General features: G+C 26.3%; 15 protein-coding genes. 8 read left to right on the forward strand and 7 right to left on the reverse strand.

The annotated features are described in order from the left end of the window. Window positions 1-35: 35 nt before the first annotated feature. The 8 genes from QJQ40_RS03065 to QJQ40_RS03100 all read left to right on the forward strand — a co-directional run bounded on the left by QJQ40_RS03065 (window position 36) and on the right by QJQ40_RS03100 (window position 11,958). Complete coding sequence (locus QJQ40_RS03065; RefSeq protein WP_282861160.1) at window positions 36-1,928, forward strand: hypothetical protein; 1,893 nt, start codon at window positions 36-38, stop codon at window positions 1,926-1,928. After that, window positions 1,915-4,302, forward strand: coding sequence for an ATP-binding cassette domain-containing protein (locus QJQ40_RS03070; RefSeq protein ID WP_282861161.1), 2,388 nt, complete (start codon window positions 1,915-1,917; stop codon window positions 4,300-4,302). The genes QJQ40_RS03065 and QJQ40_RS03070 overlap by 14 nt, the downstream gene beginning before the upstream one ends. Window positions 4,303-4,383: 81 nt before the next feature. Then, the gene (locus QJQ40_RS03075) at window positions 4,384-5,121 is read left to right on the forward strand and encodes a hypothetical protein (protein WP_282861162.1); all 738 of its coding nucleotides are present in this window, start codon (window positions 4,384-4,386) and stop codon (window positions 5,119-5,121) included. A gap of 286 nt (window positions 5,122-5,407) precedes the next feature. Further along, window positions 5,408-6,139 carry a hypothetical protein gene (locus QJQ40_RS03080; RefSeq protein WP_282861163.1) on the forward strand — a complete coding sequence of 244 codons (732 nt, stop codon included), beginning with the start codon at window positions 5,408-5,410 and terminating at the stop codon, window positions 6,137-6,139. 515 nt (window positions 6,140-6,654) lie between these two features. Then, complete coding sequence (locus QJQ40_RS03085) at window positions 6,655-7,395, forward strand: hypothetical protein (RefSeq protein ID WP_282861164.1); 741 nt, start codon at window positions 6,655-6,657, stop codon at window positions 7,393-7,395. A 1,318-nt stretch (window positions 7,396-8,713) separates the two neighbouring features. Beyond that, complete coding sequence (locus QJQ40_RS03090) at window positions 8,714-9,613, forward strand: hypothetical protein (RefSeq protein ID WP_282861166.1); 900 nt, start codon at window positions 8,714-8,716, stop codon at window positions 9,611-9,613. Between the two features lie 134 nt (window positions 9,614-9,747). Then, a complete protein-coding gene (locus tag QJQ40_RS03095; protein ID WP_282861167.1) occupies window positions 9,748-11,169 on the forward strand; it encodes an Eco57I restriction-modification methylase domain-containing protein in 1,422 nt (473 codons plus the stop codon). Then, on the forward strand, window positions 11,170-11,958 hold the full coding sequence (locus QJQ40_RS03100) for a hypothetical protein (protein WP_282861168.1): 789 nt from the start codon (window positions 11,170-11,172) through the stop codon (window positions 11,956-11,958). A 132-nt stretch (window positions 11,959-12,090) separates the two neighbouring features. Here the strand turns inward: QJQ40_RS03100 and QJQ40_RS03105 are convergent, their stop codons facing one another. The 7 genes from QJQ40_RS03105 to cmk form a co-directional block, all read right to left on the reverse strand. After that, window positions 12,091-12,375, reverse strand: a complete 285-nt coding sequence (locus QJQ40_RS03105; protein WP_282861169.1) for a hypothetical protein — start codon at window positions 12,373-12,375, stop codon at window positions 12,091-12,093. Between the two features lie 279 nt (window positions 12,376-12,654). Beyond that, window positions 12,655-13,611: an MSC_0882 family membrane protein gene (locus QJQ40_RS03110; RefSeq protein WP_282861170.1), complete on the reverse strand. Its 957-nt coding sequence runs from the start codon at window positions 13,609-13,611 to the stop codon at window positions 12,655-12,657. A gap of 67 nt (window positions 13,612-13,678) precedes the next feature. Then, the gene (lepA, locus tag QJQ40_RS03115) at window positions 13,679-15,475 is read right to left on the reverse strand and encodes a translation elongation factor 4 (RefSeq protein WP_044284079.1); all 1,797 of its coding nucleotides are present in this window, start codon (window positions 15,473-15,475) and stop codon (window positions 13,679-13,681) included. Continuing rightward, complete coding sequence (locus QJQ40_RS03120; RefSeq protein ID WP_044285673.1) at window positions 15,476-15,706, reverse strand: hypothetical protein; 231 nt, start codon at window positions 15,704-15,706, stop codon at window positions 15,476-15,478. It lies immediately after the preceding gene. A gap of 11 nt (window positions 15,707-15,717) precedes the next feature. Next, entirely contained in the window at window positions 15,718-15,990 is a 273-nt protein-coding gene (locus tag QJQ40_RS03125) for an HU family DNA-binding protein (protein WP_010321324.1), read from the reverse strand. A 35-nt stretch (window positions 15,991-16,025) separates the two neighbouring features. Then, a complete protein-coding gene (gene der, locus QJQ40_RS03130) occupies window positions 16,026-17,339 on the reverse strand; it encodes a ribosome biogenesis GTPase Der (protein ID WP_282861171.1) in 1,314 nt (437 codons plus the stop codon). Between the two features lie 19 nt (window positions 17,340-17,358). Continuing rightward, window positions 17,359-18,042: a (d)CMP kinase gene (cmk, locus tag QJQ40_RS03135; RefSeq protein ID WP_282861172.1), complete on the reverse strand. Its 684-nt coding sequence runs from the start codon at window positions 18,040-18,042 to the stop codon at window positions 17,359-17,361. Window positions 18,043-18,070: the final 28 nt, after the last annotated feature.

Raw genomic sequence — 18,070 nt, forward strand, 5'->3', positions numbered from 1 at the left:
GTTTCAAAATTATCTCAAAATTTAGAGGAATAGTCATGATACCTAAAATTTTTACAAAAAAATGAGTTGTTTTTTCAATTATTGGTGCTAGTTTGGGATCAATTGCTATAAGTGTACCTATAATTTATTATGCTCTTACTAGGCCCGTTGAAGTTGAAATAAATAGATTTGAACCTAAAACATTAACTAGTAATTCAAAATCGGCATCTATTTTTTCTAATTCTGATCTAGAAAAAATAGACAATTTTATTTTAGAAAGGGAGTTAAAAAAAGGTGTAGAAAAGAGTGACTTTGCTCTAAAAAGTGAAGTTCAGGTAGGCTATAATTACGAAACTGCAAACCAAATTTTAGCAATTTTAAAAATGTCGAATAACATTAATCAATTTAACAAAGTTAAATCACTATTAAAAGATGCACCTCCTTATTTGAAAAGACCGCGATATGGTTTGAGAAATGAATACGAAATAAGCAATATTCATTTTAATATTAACCCAATTGATAATGTTCCTAAACTTATTAATTTTATTTCAATATATTATGATAAAAGTAAAAAACAGTTTATTGATACCAAAGATAACTTTTGAGATTTAGCATGAACTATTTTGTATTTTAAATTAAATGGTCATGATTTTCAAAAATATTTCGATATTAAAGATTGAATTAGGGAAGAATTCAAGAAAATGAATTTTGAAAGTGAAGAAGTATCGATAAACGGGAGTGAAAATCCAAAATCATTAAGTGATAAACGTTGACTACTCATTAAAAAATATATCTTAATTTTATCAATAATAAATAATTTAGGAAACAACCATTTTTCTGATATTATAAAAGAAAAGCAAAAATCAATAAATATTTTAATTCAAAAATGAGAGAAACATTTTAGACAAATTATTGAGAATCAGGATGTAGAAGAAAATATAAGATATTTGGATGATTCGCCTTTATCAATATTTGGTTTTTACTACCTTAGCAAGAATTTTTATGAGTATTCGCCAGAGTATTTGTCAAAAATAAATGAATATACTAAAAACTGATTGGTAAATTTTAAAACATACACCGATCCTACGGATTATGATGGTGTACTTCTTCTTTATTATTTTGGAAATAATAAAGAATTAGATCCCGAATTACTTAAAAAAAGCGAAGAAATTGTAGATTATGTTATTGAAAATAGATTGTTTCGTCAAGAGGCTGATATCACAAAAACTATTTTTGTAAAACAGATTTTAGAATTAAGCGAGAAAAAAGATAATCAAGTACAAAAAATAAATCAAACAATAGAAACATTATTTAAGCAAATAACAAAAAAACCAGAAAATAATCCTGATTTTTTTGAGGACTTATATAATTATGTATTTTTTTCAATTAAAACTTATCCCGATTTTTTTAAGAGTCAAAAAGATTTTTTAAATACAATAATTGGTTATAGTAAATTTGTAAAAAAACCAATTGATTTTTTTTATTTGTCTAAAGCAATTGCGCTGTTAAATAGCTTTTATAATACAGACAAGCCGGCAAAAATTAATGTTTCCAAGCGAATTTTTGACAATATTATGAATGCAAAACTAGAAAAAAATGCTCCATTTTTTTTAAAATTTATTAACTTATTTATTAAGTTTATTTTTAAAAATGAATTAGATGACAACAAGGAAATTGTCGAATTTATAAACCAAAATCTTGATGAAAAAAATATAAATAACGCTGAATTTTTAGAACATCTTTTTTGGTATATCGAATTTCAAAGCTCAATTAAATCAAAATTAGAACACCAAATAGACTCTACTAAATTAGAAAAATTTATTTCATTGCTAAAAAAAGATATTTTAGGTAAAATTGATAGAAAAGTAGGTAAAACACACTTTTTGAATATTAAAACTATTTATATGATTTATCAAATAGATTGGCTACTTAAAAATGATAAAAATTAAAAATCTAACTAAAAATTTTAACCGAAGAGCTATTTTTAAAAATTTTAACTTAGACATACCATCTAATGAGTTGGTCTTTGTCGTTGGACCTTCCGGAATTGGGAAAACTACTCTTATTAATCTAATCGCTAATTTTAGTCAAAAAGATAAAGGTGAAATTCTTTTCTATAAAGATAACAAAGTTGTTAAAAACCCTTTAATTGACGTTGTTTTTCAAGATTTTAACCTAATTGAATCTGCTACTGGTATGGAAAATATTAAAATTGGTGCAAATGCAATAAATTTTAATATCGATGAAAAGAATATTGAAGAAAATGCAAGTTTTGTTAATATTTCAAAAGAAAATTTAGCAAATAAAGTGAGTGATTTATCAGGTGGTCAAAAACAACGAATCGCAATTTTGCGATCATTAGCGCGTGAATCTGACTTTATTTTGTTAGATGAGCCTACTGGAAATCTTGATGTTGAAAATGCTGAAATTCTTTTTGAAAAAATACAAATATTAAAGAAAAATAAAACTATTTTGATAGTTAGCCACAATTTAGATCTTGCTAAAAAATACGGCGATAGAATAATTTACCTAAAAAATGAGTCTGTATTAGAAATTGATAAAATCGAAGAAATAAATAAAGGTGAATCTTTAAATAAAACTGATTATAATTTTAAATTTGAAAAAAAACCTTTAAAAATAAGTGACAAATTAAAATCAATTATTTTATTTTTGAAGCTAGATTTTAAAAATAAAATAATTATTACAGCTTTACTAATTATCACATTTCTAATTAGCATTTTAAGTCTAAATTTATTTGCTACACTTGATACGCAAGCAAATGCTGTTGACTCGCGACGAATTTATCAATACAATTTGGATTCTTTTGAGGTTCAAAAAAAGAGAATTGCACCATTTTTTGACGAAGAAATCGAGAAATTCAATACTAAAAAAGACATTGTTAATAAAATTATTCCCATTTATTCAACTCAAAACTTTGCTTTTACTTATACTAATAACGACAAAGAATTAATTTCTGAGAAAAATTCTATTGAATTAATCGACCAATCTGATTTTTTTAAAAATAGGTTTAAATTTGACGACAAAAACCTTCAAGGTAATTTTATACAAAATGAAGATGAGATAATTATTTCAAATTCAGTTGTCACAAAATTAAAAATTACTGATCCTATTGGTAAAAAAATTAAAATTAGAGCTATACGTAATTCGAATGTTGATGAAATTCCAACGATTTTTGAAGTCACTATTGTCGGAGTAAATTTTTCAACTGATGCCTTTCGCGGAATACCTTCTTTTTTACATTATAATTTAGCGAAAAAAATTAATGAAGCTTTTTTTGTTAAAAACACAGTCGGCGATTCGCTTTTCAGTGACATAACAATCGCTCCTTTGAATGCAAGAAATTTTGAAGTATTTGTAGTTGAAAAAAAACATTTTTTAAAAGATTTAAAGGTAGAAAATTTAAAAATTAGTGATGGTGAGCTTCCTAAAAATAAAGATGAAATTGTTGTTTCAGTTAACACTATTGATGAAATAAATAATATTATAGATGATTTTAACAATAGAGTTACTGAATTAAACAAAAATAATAATTTTAAAATCGACAAATACGAGAAACTAAAAATAGGGTCTAAAGTTGAATTATCAAACAAAAATGGACAAGATATTCCTTTTAAAATAGTTGGAACTTTTGATCTAAAGGAAAACCATCATTTACAGGAACAAAAATCTGAAGTTGGCGCTCCCGAAGAACAAAGACGTGAATTTAAGAACCATATCATAATGCATAATGATGGTGATCAATATAGAAACGAAATAAGACCATATGCTGCAAAAGTATTCTTAAAATCTGACAATATCAATGAAAATTTAGACTCATTTAAGAAAGATTTCCCAAATTATTGATATTCAAAAGATCTTGACTCAATAAAAATTTTACTTTTAAGCTCCACTTTTTTAGTAAAAGCAGTACTACTTGCTATCCAAGTAATTCTTATAGTTTTATTGGTAATTTTTTCAGTTCTTTATGCAAAAAATCTAACACAATCAAAATTAAAATCAATTGGAATTCTTAAATCGCTAGGCGAAAAAACTAAAAAAATCTTTTTGTTACACATATTAAATATTTTTGCAATTTCTTTCTTAATTTTAATATCAGGACTAATAATAAGTTTGCCTAGCATGCCATATTTTTATAATTTGATAACAACCACTGATTTTATAAGTCCAACTTATACACAAATTTTTATCAATTTCATTGCAATTTGATTCTCAATTAGCTTACTTATTTTTCTTATCTACTTCTTCATATCATTAAAATATTACAAAAAACCTGTTACTGAGCTTCTTAAAAATAGTTTATAATTTTTTAGGTCATTTTATATCTAAATTAGCATACTAATTTAGACTTGATTTAGAAAAAAATCAACGCAGGTGGTTATTAAAATGAAATCAATTTTACTATTTTATAAGCTATTATTTTTTAAGCCCCTTTATATTGTTTCAAACGTTTTTTTATCGTTGAGTTTTCTAATAAGCACACCTCTTCAATTAGCATTTCCTGAACATATAATTATTTTAAGAATATTTGTTTTTGGTTCGATTTTTTTGCTTATTTCCCTTAACCTTTCAAGATACATTTGATTTATTTCCAAATACAAAAAAGAGGCTTTGAATTTGTCAAATGAAAAACTTAAAGAAAAGTATCCTCAACTCTTAAGAATTGAAAAAAATTTACCTCTATATGCAACGCCCGTTTTAAATTATGAATTTTGACTAAGAACTAGATTACCTTTTATTGCTTCTGAATTTAATGAACAAGATCCTGACTATGAAGAAAAACAAAAATTTTTATACAAGATGCATTTAAGATTATACATTGTTGAATCAATTTTAGTTGTTTTTGTAATTGCATGCCTTACCTTATCTTTCTATTTTATATTTGCATGAACATTTTCGGTTAATCCAAGAACTAATAATTTTTCTGTTAATTATAGTCTTATATATTCGATAGTAACTAGTGTTATACTTTATATTCTTGGTATGTTTGCCATAGTGTGAATAAATCTATCAAAAACCAAAATAATACAAATTTCTAAAAATCTTTTAACTATTTCTGTTGAGGAATGTAAAAAAGCCTATAAAAGTACTTTTTTTAGATTTTATATTCCTAAAAAAATTTAAGACTGGATAAATTTTTTAGAAAATCAAAGTTAAAACACAAAATTATGAACACTCCCTGATTTTATCAGTTCAACTTATACACAAATTTTTATCAATTTCATTTAGATTTGATTCTCAACTAGCTTCCTTATTTTTCTTATCTATTTTTTTATATCGTTAAAATATTCTGAAAAAGCTGTTAGCCAACTTCTTAAAAATAGTTTATAATTTTTTAGGCTCTATTATATCTAAATTAGTATATAATTTAGATTTGATTTAGAAAAAATCATTGCAGGTGTTTATCAAAATGAAATCAATTTTACTACTTAATAGACTAGTATTTCTTAAACCCATTTATGTTGTTTCAAGCTTTTTTTTATCGTTGATTTTTATAATAAGCACACATTTTCAACCCATATTTCCTGAACATATACTTATTTTAAGAATACTTATTTTTGGTTCGATTTTTTTGTTTACTTTTCTTAGCATTTCAAGATACATTTGATTTATTCGCAAATATAAAAAACAGGCTTTGAATTTATCGAATCAAGAACTTGAAAAAAAGTTTCCCAAACTTTTAAAAATTGAAAAAAATGCAGCTTGATTTGCAAAAAAAGTTTCAAATTATAATACTTGGTTAAAATTTCAATTACCTTTAATTGCTTCTGAATTTAATGAACAAGATCCTGACTATGAAGAAAAACGAAAATTTATATACAAGATTACTTTAAAATTGCAGATTGTTGAATTGTTTTTTGCTCCTATTTTAATGGCATGCCTTGCTTTATCTTACTATTTTATGATGACAGCACTTATTTCAACAAAAGATAATAATTTATCTGTTATTCCTAACTTTACATATTCGCTGATAACTGGTATTATACTTTTTGTTATTACTAGTGTTGCCTCAGCGTTATTGAATCAATCACTAATCAAATTAATACAAGTTTTTAAAAATCTTTTGACTGTTTCTGTTGAAGAATCTAAAAAAGACTTTAAAAGTATTTTTATCAGATTTTATCTTCCTAAAGAAAATTAAGATTGCATAAATTTTTTAGAAAATCAAAGCACAAATAAATTTATCCTTTCAAAAAATAACCACCACAAACTAACCAATGATTTTTTATGTTGTTTTGTAGCGACAATTAATTTTGAATTTCAAAATTTTGAAAATATGACCCTTGCTTATCAACAAATAAGTTGATTTATTGACTAGTATAACAATTCAAAACTTGAAGGAAACTCCCGCCAAAGTGGCGGGAGTTTTAGTATTCTACTAAAACAAGTCTTATTTTTGACCGTGAATTTCTTATTATAATAAAGGCACAAGTTAATTGTACATAAATAATTTAAACTAAAATTTAGAATTTTAGGAAGTGTTCGTAATTTTCTGTTTTAAATTTTTATAGGTTTTTCAAATAGAAATCTAATTTAATTTCACATTATTTAGCCAATTAGGGAAAATAATTTCTAATTTTTTTAGGTTATATGATGCCTAAATTAGTATATAATTTAGATTTGATTTAGACAAAAATATCGCAGGTGGTTATTAAAATGAAATCAATTTTAGTACTTCATAAACTATTATTTTTTAAACCCCTTTATGTTGCTTTAAACTTTTTTTTATACCTTATTTTTATATCAAGCACACTTTTTCAATTATTTTTTCCTGACCATATACTTATTATAAGAATATTTGTTTTTGGTTCGATTTTTTTGCTTGTTTTTGTTAACCTTTCAAGATACATTTGATTTATTTCCAAATACAAAAAAGAAGCTTTGAATTTATCAAATGATAAACTTAAAGAAAAGTATCCTCAACTTTTGAGAATTGAAAAAAATGTACCTCAAGTTAGAAGTGGTATTTTCACTTATGGTATTTGGTTAAGAAGTCAAATGCCTTTAACTGCTTCAAAATTTAATGAACAAGATCCCGACTATGAAGAAAAACGAAAATTTTTATACAAGATTTATTTAAGATATTATATTGTTGAATCATTTTTTGTGCCTTTTTTAATTGCATGCTTTACTTTATTTTACTATTTTATGTTTACAACAACATATTCAGTAGCTGCAACAAGGGGTACTAATTTATCTGTTATTCCTGATGTTATATATTCAGTGATGACTGGTTTTATATTTTGTGTTATTGGTGTTATTGCCACAGTATGAATAGGTCAATCACAACTCAAATTATTTCAAATTTCTAATAATCTTTTGACTATTTCTGTTGAAGAATGTAAAACAACCTATAAAAGTACTATTTTTAGATTTTATCTTCCTAAAAAAATTTAAAAATAGATAAATTTTTAGAAAATCAAAGCACAAATAAATTAATACTTTCAAAAATAACCACCACAAACTAACCAATGAATTTTTATGCTATTTTGTAGCCACAATTAATTTTGAATTTCAAAATTTTGAAAATGTGACCGTTGCTTATCAAAAAATAAGTTGATTTATTGATTGGCATAACATTTAAAAACTTGAAAGAAAATCCCGTCAAAGTGGCAGGATCCTAAATTTAAAATGTTTGTGTGTTACATTTATATTTTTAATATGGGATGGAATTTATACCTTAAAATGAATTTTTGATTAACAGTTGAAAAATTTATAAACCTTCAAATACCGAAAAAATTTTTAAAAATTCCTATTTTAGGCAATACTTTGTATTTTAAACTATTTTCATTTTTAGTTTTTAAATTTAATCCCGATAAAAAAACAATAAAACATTACTTTTTATTTGTAGTACTTTCTTTGATAAGCTATCCAGTCCCTCTTTTTTTAGTTATAATAACATTGTTAATTACCGGTAATGCTGATTTTCTAAGGAATTTAGATTTAAAATTTTTTAATAATTATTTTATTCGTCATTTGATTGAGATAATTGTCTACTCGCTTTTAATTGTGCCTTATTCCTATTTTTCGGGTTTTCTTCAAAAAATTTTTCATTTATATTTGGTAAAACAAGTTAAAAAAAATCTTGGCAAATTAGACACAAATAATAAATTCCCATTTTTAAACAATTTTAATTATACTAAACATTATGAATTTCTATGTCAACGAAAATTTTATGCGGGTGTTGAAAAAAAACATTGGTATAACCCAGAAAAAATAATTGAAAATATTTTTATTATTATCCAAAGTTGATGGCTAAAAGTTAATTGAAATTTGCCAAAATATTTTGCACATATAATTTTGGAAGTTTTTTTGTTCAACGCTACTGAATTTACAAATTCAAATATTTCTAAAAAAAACTGAAAAATCTTTTTATACATTTATTTTACTTTTGTTTTTATACAGCTTATATTAACTTGATATCCATTTTGAATAATATATTATTTTATAATGGGACATGTATCTGAAATAAATGGCAATTTAAATGATACTAATGACAAAGCAATCCGATTATTACTGTCTGGTTTTTTTACTATAATTTTTGGTTTTCTCATGCTACCCACGGCGGCTTATTATCCTAAATTATGAATAACTTTTTGACTATTTGAGAAATAAATTTTTATTTTTTGATAGTATTATTAAAAGCAAAATGATTGATTCTTAGGCTAGTTTAACTAGTTTATTAATTTAATTTAAGGAAATTTGTTTTGTAAAAATGCATTTCTGATTAACTGTTGAAAAATTTATTAATTTGAAAATTCCTAGAGAATTTTCAAAAGTACCTATTTTAGGTAATATTTTGTATTTTAGGTTGTTCTTCTTTCTTGTATTCAAATTTAATCCTGATAAAAAAACAATCAAACACTTTGTTTTGCTATTTACACTGTTTTTAATAAGTTATCCAGTACCACTTTTTTTAGTTATTTTAGTACTAATTTTTACGCTTAAATTTGATTTTTTAATTCATTTTAATACAAAAGTTTTTGATAATTACTTTTTTCGCCATTTTATCGAAGCAATTTTTTACTCGCTTTTGTTGTTGCCTTATTCATATTTGTGTAGTTTTTTCCAAAAAATTTTTAATTTTTACCTAATGAAGAAATGTAAAAAAAATTTAGGTAAAATAGATACAAATAACCAATTTGATTTCTTAGCTAATTTTGATTTTGAAAAAAATTATAATCTTATAAAGAAAAAAAGCGCTTATATTTGAATCAACGTAAGAAAAAAAGATAGATATAACCCTGATAAAATCATTGAAAATATTTTTGTTATGATTGATGGTTTGTGATTAACTACTAGAGTATATTTGCCTTCCTATTATTTTAAAATATTTTTGCACGTCTTCTCATTTAATACAAAAAGCGCTGATTTAAATCCTATTATTAAAAAAAGGCAAGTTCGTTTCTTAATTATTTATCTATTTTCAGTTTTTATAAATTTTATTATGTTTTGATACTCGTTTTGAGTATTAACTTATTCTTTTAGTGTTACAATTTCAGCATTTGATGATTCTCGCTTAATCCTCAACCATATTGTTCTAGTTTTCGTTGCTATTTTTTTAGTGCCACTTATTCTAGATTGGCTAATTAAATTTTTTGTATTTAAAATTTAATTTTTGTAAAGTTTTAAGAGGTTTTAAACACTCAAAAATTTTATAGATTACAATTTTATTGGGTTATTTACTTGTTTTGGTATAATTTTAAATTAACATAGTAATTTAAAATAAAGTAAGAAAAAAAGTTTATTATGCATGAGAATGTTAGTCAAAAATTAAATGGGCAAGTTTTTACACCAGATTTATTGGTTGACCTTATTTTAGACCAAGCTGGTTACAAAGAAAACATACTTAAAAAACATATTATTGATAACAGTTGCGGTAATGGCCAATTTTTAGTTAAAATTATTGAACGTTATTGCAAAGCTTTTTTTAGGGAAAATTCGAATTTAAAATCGCTTAAGCATCAATTAGAAACTTATATTCATGGGGTTGATATTGACGAAAAACATGTAAAAAATGCCATTTTTCGTGCAAATTTAGTTGTTCAAAATTATAAAATTGAAGGGGTAAACTGAGATTTTAAAGCTAAAAATACCCTTGAAATTGACCATTTTAACGGAAAAATGGATTTTGTTGTCGGAAATCCTCCTTATATTCGCATTCATAATTTAAATAATAATAAATCGTTGAAAAATTTTAATTTTTCAACGATTGGCATGACAGATATTTACCTTGCTTTTTATGAAATTGGTATTAAAATGTTAAGTAAAAATGGAATTTTATCTTATGTTAGTCCATCTTCATTTTTTACATCTAAAGCAGGCTCAATTTTTCGAGAATTTTTATACAAAAATAAAATCATAAAATCAGTTGTTGACCACAAACATCATCAATTTTTTAAAGCAACAACTTATACAACGATTTTCACAATTGACAAATCGGTCAGAAATCAAACGGTCGATTATTTTAATTTTGACAATAAAACAAATTCAATTTTTCTTGTTTCTAAATTAGAGTATGAGCAATTTTATTTAGATGATAAGTTTTATTTTTCCACTCCAGAAAAACTAACTTTTCTAAAGGAAATTATTTACAACAAGAAAAAAAGTGATATTAGTATCAAAAATGGTTTAGCAACTTTGGCTGATTCAGTTTTTATTGGTGATTTTGAATTTAATTCTGAATATGTTTTGCCCGTTTTAAAAGCATCAAATGGAAAATGGGCAAAAATAATTTTTCCCTATAATACTAAAAATTTCCAAATTATTTCAGATTCTGAATTAAAACAGCAACTAGAAATTTTTGAACACCTTAGTTTTTTTAAGGAAAAACTTCAAAAGCGTAGCTTTGACCATTCAAATAAGAATTTTTGATATAGTTTTGGTCGAAGACAAGCTATTTCAGACACTGATAAGGAAAGGTTAGTTTTAAATTCATTAGTCAAAGAAAATAAACCTTTAAAAATAAGTTTAATTCAAAAAAACACCTGTATTTATAGTGGTTTTTACATTATAAGCGAGAAAATTGACTATAAGTCAATTGCCGAAAAATTGCAAAGTGAAGTTTTTCTTAACTTTGTTAAATTATTAGGAAAGTACAAAAATGGTGGTTATTATACTTTTTCAACAAAAGATGTTAAAAAATATTTAGACTTTATGTTCGGGACGTAAATGAAAAAATTAAATAATGATTTTTTAGAAATAATTAAAGAAAGTTTTATAACTTATCTTCATAAAGGTTCGTCAAGATCAACTGAAAAAATAAAGATAATTCATAGTTTTGTTGCTAATTCAATGTTGCAAAACTTAGGTCAAGATTTTAAAATATATTCATTAGGTTTTGATAGCGGAAATCAATTTCAAAAAGAAACTAAAATGATTGGCCGGTATTATGATAAAAAAGTAGATATCGGAATTGAATATAAAAACGAAATAATTGCTGGTATAGGTCTTAAGTTTGTTGTGCAAAATTATTTACAAAATTCAATAAATTATTTTGAAAATATGCTTGGAGAAACTGCAAATATTCGTAGTCAAAATGATAAATTATATTTTCAGATCTTAATTATTTTTGAACAGATTCCTTATTTTTCTAAAAATAGAATTAACAAAAAATGGGAAAAATTAAATTATAAGAACTTTCTTAAATATGCAAAACTTTCAACTGAAAATCAATCAGATTTTAGACATATACCTAATAAAGTTTTAATTGTAATTATCAATTTTGTTTGCTTAAATTTAGAAAATAAATCTGAACACAATAATATGTATGAAATTGAAAATTTTGAAGATTATAAAACGGTCGCTAATTTTCACCTTGACAATTGTTCGAATGCTTTTGAATTTTCAAATATACTAAAACCAATAGAAACTCAAATTCAAAATTCCGTAATAATAAATGATTATGATGATTTTATTAATAGAATCAGTTATTTAATTAAAGGTCATGTAAAAAATTAAATTTTTGAATATCTTAAAATTAAGAATTTTTCTGTTAGATGAAGGTAAAAACACAACTATTTTATATAAAGTATTAAATAGAAATTCTTGAAAATTAGTAGAAAAATTCAAACAACTAGTTTTTATACTAGCCTAATTTTCGATTTTTTCTTGTTCTTTATCTTTTTCTTGTTGTTGTTCTAGTTCTTGTTTTCGTTTTTGTTCTTGTTTTCGTTTTTGTTCTTGTTCTAGCTCTTGTTTTCGTTTTTTAAGCTCCTCAAAAATAATTGCGGGGTCAATTCCGGACCTTCTAAGAACAGTCTCCATTATGTCTTGATAAACTCCACGATCATTTTCAGAAAGATCGTTAATTGTATATTTTCTTTTTAGTTTACGTGGAGATTTGTCTTTCCCACGAGCGTTTATTGGACTTTTCATACCATTATTATAATACTTTTTTTAAAATTAGTAGAAAAAAATTCAAACAACTAGTTTTTATACTAACTTATAATTTAAGTTTTCTACTTTTTTGTCTTTTTACAAGAGGTTAAATTTAAAATAATAAAATTAAGATTTTAGGCAAAAAACCCGTATTTACGGCTATTTTGCATATTTACATTCACTAAAAAGTGAATTTTTGCATCAAACTATCAAACTCGGGAGTTTAAATAAAAAAACATCCTAAAAATGGATGTTTTTGAATTTTGACTTTATTAATTAAGTAATTATTTTTTTACGTTTGGCAATTTTTCTTAAAATTAGGAAAATAACTATTGTAAAAATTGCTCAAAGCATGTGACGACGAAAACGGATTGATTCAATATTAATATTTTTACGGTAAACATGACCAAAAATTGCTTCAATGTTTGATAAACGCCGACGAAGTGTTAAGTCATAAACGAGCATTAAAATAAAAAATCCGCCAGTTGAGACCATACTTATAATAAATTCGGTTGAAAATTGAATATTTTTTTCTGGATAATATTTTAAAGTAATTCAGTAAACTAAACCTAAAATTGCTGTTCCAAGCAAACTAAAAGCAGCCAGTCAAATTGCATTTACCTCTTTTTGATTCAATTTTTTAACTAATCAAGGAATCATTGGCGGCATTTCAAGTCTGTGAGAATTGTTTCTAAGCTGTGAGCGGAAATATTCAACAGATTTTTTAATTGCCCGGTAGTCTAACATGGTTTTTACAAATAAAAATATTACAATTGCACCGATGATTCCGGGAATTATCAAAAGTGGTAAATATTTTTGCTCATAATTTCAACTTGGAATATACTCATAAACTCAAAGCAGTGAAACAGTTAGTATTGCTAAAAAAGCTAGGAGTCAAAAAAGTGCCTTTAGTGGTAAAAAAATTAACTCAAGCCCAAAAATTTTTCTCACTTCTTTTGAAATAAAAGCATTTGCCTCTTGTTGAAGAGTTTTTTGTTCCATTGCCTGATAATAATTTTCTTCCATTAAATGGTTTGAATAATTTTGCGGACTTTTATATTCTGGACGGTAATGATTTTTTTGGGCAAAATATTCATCTGAATCATCAAAATCTTCTTGACTATTAGGATGATTTTGAGCGTTTTTATAGTACCTAGGCTCACGGTAGGCTGAATTTGTAAAACTAGGTCGTTTATGGTAGTTGTTGTTATTAAAGTTCTGTCTTTTTTTCATAATTTCACAAAAGTAGAAAAAACAAATATATTTTTCCTAAATTTTTCCCCTTTTGTAAAATTATACACTATTTTTCGTTAATGTTAGTTTTTAAAATTGCTAAAAATGCTTCTTGAGGAACATCAACAACCCCGAATGATTTCATTCGTTTTTTTCCGGCTTTTTGTTTTTCTAAAAGTTTTTTTCTTCTTGTAACATCACCACCATATAATTTGGCAGTAACATCTTTACGATAAGCCTTAATTGTCTCACGAGCAATAACTTTTGAGCCAATAACGGCCTGAACTGGCACCTCAAATGAATGTCTTGGAATTATTTCTTTTAATTTTTGCGTTAAATCACGTGCTTTTGGATAAGAAAAATCTTTATGAACTATCATTGAAAGGGCATCAATTTTTTGACCATTAAGCAAAATATCTAACTTAACTAATTTTGAAGGTTGCAATCCAATTAGCTCATATTCAAAAGAAGCATATCCTTTTGAAAGTGATTTTAGACGATCAAAAAAGTCAAAAATCACTTCAACTAAAGGTAATTTATAAATTAAACGGCGACGAAAATCATCAATATATTCAAGATCAACGTAAATTCCACGGCGATCTTGACAAAGTCCCATAATTGCACCTAAAAATTCATCAGGAAGAAAAATTTTCGCTAAAATAAAAGGTTCCCTAATTTCACTAATAAAATTAGGTTCAGGAAACAAACTTGGATTGGAAATTTTTTGAATTTCACCGTTAGTGCGAGTTATTTCAAATTCTACAGAAGGTGCGGTGGCAATAATTCCGACATTAAATTCTCTTTCAAGCCGTTCTTGCAATATTTCCATATGTAAAAGGCCTAAAAACCCGATGCGAAAACCAAAACCAAGCGCTTTTGATGACTCTGGCTCATAAATTATTGACGAATCTGAAAGCGAAATTTTTTCAAGCGAGTCTTTTAAAAGGTTATATTGCTGTGAATCAATCGGATAAAATCCTGTATACATCACCGGCACCATTTTTTTATAACCAGGAAGCGGTGAGTCGGCCGGATTTTCAACCAAAGTTATTGTATCGCCGACATTTACATCTTTTGCATTACGGATTGAGGCGGCAATTCAACCAACTTCGCCGGCAACTAGTTCATTTTTTTTGACCTGATTTGGATTAGAAATTCCTAGCTCAATTACGGAAAATTTTAAATTATTAGCCATAAATTTAAAAGTATTTCCGACACTAATTTTTCCAGTTACAACACGAACAAAAATTACAACACCACGATAAATATCAAAATAAGAATCAAAAACCAAAGCTTTTAAAGGATCTTTTTCGCTTGAATATTTAGGAGGCGGGATATATTTTACAATTGCCTCAAGAACATTTTCAATCCCAATGCCGTTTTTTGCCGAAATGAGAATTGCATTTTGAGCTGAAATTCCAATTGTTGATTCAATTTCTTGCTTAACTTTTTCAACATTTGCCGAAGGCAAGTCAATTTTATTAATAATTGGAATTATTTCTAAATTATTTTCAAGTGCCAAATAAACGTTTGCTAAAGTTTGGGCTTGAATTCCTTGACTTGCATCAACTAAAAGCAGTGCCCCTTCGGTTGCAGCAAGAGATCGGGAAACCTCATAAGTAAAATCGACATGTCCTGGGGTGTCAATTAGGTGAAAAATATAAGAATTATAACGTATTTGAACAGCATTTAGTTTGATTGTGATCCCTCGTTCTTTTTCAAGGTCCATCGAATCAAGATGCTGATCTTTTAATTCGCGCTTTGAAACTGTGTTTGTAAACTCAAGAATTCGGTCGGCTAGAGTGGATTTTCCGTGATCAATATGAGCAATTATTGCAAAATTGCGAATTTTTGTATTTTCCATTTAGTTTCGCGAAACGACTTCCTGGATATTATTTCCGCTTCCAGCAAAATGAAAAACAATAAAAATAATTATTAAAGCTAGAACAGCAACCAAGCTAAAAAGAAGCAAAAATAGGGCTATTTTTTTACCGTACTTAATTTCTTTCAGTTTTTGTAAAACAACATTGCCATATATTACTTGATTTGCAGTTTTGTACTTAAAATTACCTTTTTTTTGTTTTTTTCTGAACATTTACAACCTTTTTAGGCAATATAATCTTTTAGAACTTTTGAAGGTTTAAATCTTATTGTTGTTTTAGCTTCGACTGTAATCTGACTTTTGGTGAGCGGATTAAAAGATGAAGAGGCAGGTTTAAAAACTCCTTGGAATGTTCCAAAAGAATTTATAACCAATTTGCCTTGTTTTTTTACAACATCAGCTGTTATTCCGAAAAATTGGTTTAAAACAAGCTCAACATTTTTCACAGGCAAATTTGTTTCGTTAGCAATTTGTTCGATTAGTTCTTTTTTGTTCATTTTTTGTGCTCCATTCTTATTAAATCGCTTTAATTTTAACTTATTTTACCACTTTTTTTTATATTTTTATAAATAATTTTTATTGGACAGCCAAAAAAATCAAAATATTTTCGAATTTGGTTATCAATATAGCGCTGATATGAAAAATGAACCAAATTTTTGTCAGTTACAAAAAAAACAAAACTTGGAATTTTAGCACTAATTTGGCTAATAAAATTAAAAAATACCTTTTTTCCATTGACATTTGGGTGTGGTTGAATTAGTTGAATTTCCATTAAAAACTGATTTAAGTGGTTTGTTGGTATTTTTTTTGACAAATTTTTTTTAGTTTCTAAAATTTGTTCAGCAAGTTTGTGAATTTTTTCACCGGTTTTTGCTGAAATAAAAACTATTGGGGCTCAATCGAGAAATTTAAATTTTTCACGCACTTTTTTAACAAATTGCTGTTGAGTTAAGGTATTTTTCTCGATCAAGTCTCATTTATTAATAACAATTATAATCGGTTTGTTTCTTTCTCAGGCATATCCAGCAATTCTAAGGTCGAAATGATGAATATCTTGGGTAGCATCGATTAAAATCAAACTAAGATCAGCATCATCCAGAGACCGAAATGCTCGTATAAGTGCGTAAAAATCGACAGATTCTACTAGTTTAGATTTTTTTTTGATGCCAGCAGTGTCAATTATTTCAAAAGTCTGGCCTTCTATTTTTCAGAGTCCCGAAATTGAATCACGCGTAGTTCCGGGAATGTCAGAAATTATTGAACGATTTTGACCTAAAATTCGATTTAAAAGGCTAGATTTTCCAGCATTAGGTCGACCGATAATTGCTAATTTAAAAAAAGATTGCTGGTTTTTGGCAGTTTTTTCAAAATTACTAACTAAAAAATCAAGAAGATCGCCAACACCTTGACCATGCAAGGCTGAAATTCCAAAAATTTTTTCAAATCCAAGTTCATAAATACTTGGATCAAAATTTTTGGAATTATCAAGTTTATTTGCCACTAAAATTATCTTTTTTTGCGATTTTCGCAATAAATTCAGGACAAAATGATCCTCAGAGTCAATTCCGGCTGTTCCATCAAGCACTCAAATTAAAATTTGGGCCTCTTCGATGGCAATTTGGAGCTGAATTCTGATTAGTTCCTGAAAATTTTTGGTTTCAATTTGAATTCCGCCTGTGTCAATTAAGGTAAAATCCTTGCTATTTCAGCGCGCATTTTCGTAAATTCGGTCTCTTGTAACACCAGGGGTTGGGTCGGTAATTGAAATTTTTTTGCCAACTATTCGATTAAAAAGTGTTGATTTTCCGACATTTGCTTTGCCAACAAGGGCGACTAAGTTTTTCATAATTAAAGTAAAAAAGAAATTAATTTTCCAGTTGCGAAATTTTTCTCAGGACTAATTTGGAAATTTGCTCGACAATTTCATCTTGATTAAAATTGGTTGTGTCAATAAAAATTGAATCAATCGTTTTTTTTAGTGGATTTATTTTCCTTGACATATCAAGATAATCGCGGCGCTCGATTGATTTTAGAACTTCGGGAAAATTTGTTTCCAAATTTAAACAAGCATTTTGCTTTAAGCGCCTTTTTGCGCGCGTTTGGGCATCACCCCATAGAAAAATTTTTAAATCCGCATCTGGCATAATATTATAAGTTGTATCGCGACCTTCAACGACAATTCCTTTGTTATTTCTTTGAAAATCGTGTAAAAGCTGGGTAATATCAGCGCGAATTTTGCCATACTGAGCGATTATTGCCGCATTTTTTGAAATTAAATCATCACGTAGCAGTTCAGTTACATTTTGATTTTCAAGCCAAACATCACCTTTTGCATCAAGTAACAAAACATTAGGATCTCATTTTTTTGTTACTTGAATCTCTTTTTCAGCATTAATTTTGTGATTTTGGCAAAATAAGGCAACTGCACGATAAAGTGCGCCTGTATTTATAAATAAATAGTTAAATTTTAGTGCTATTTGTTTGGCAATACTAGATTTTCCAACCCCTGAAGGTCCGTCAATTGCAATATTTATTTTTTTAAAAGACATATAAAATTGATTCCCTAAACAATTTATT

It is taken from the genome of Mesomycoplasma ovipneumoniae (genome assembly GCF_030012565.1).
GTDB lineage: Bacteria > Bacillota_I > Bacilli_A > Mycoplasmatales > Metamycoplasmataceae > Mesomycoplasma > Mesomycoplasma ovipneumoniae_D.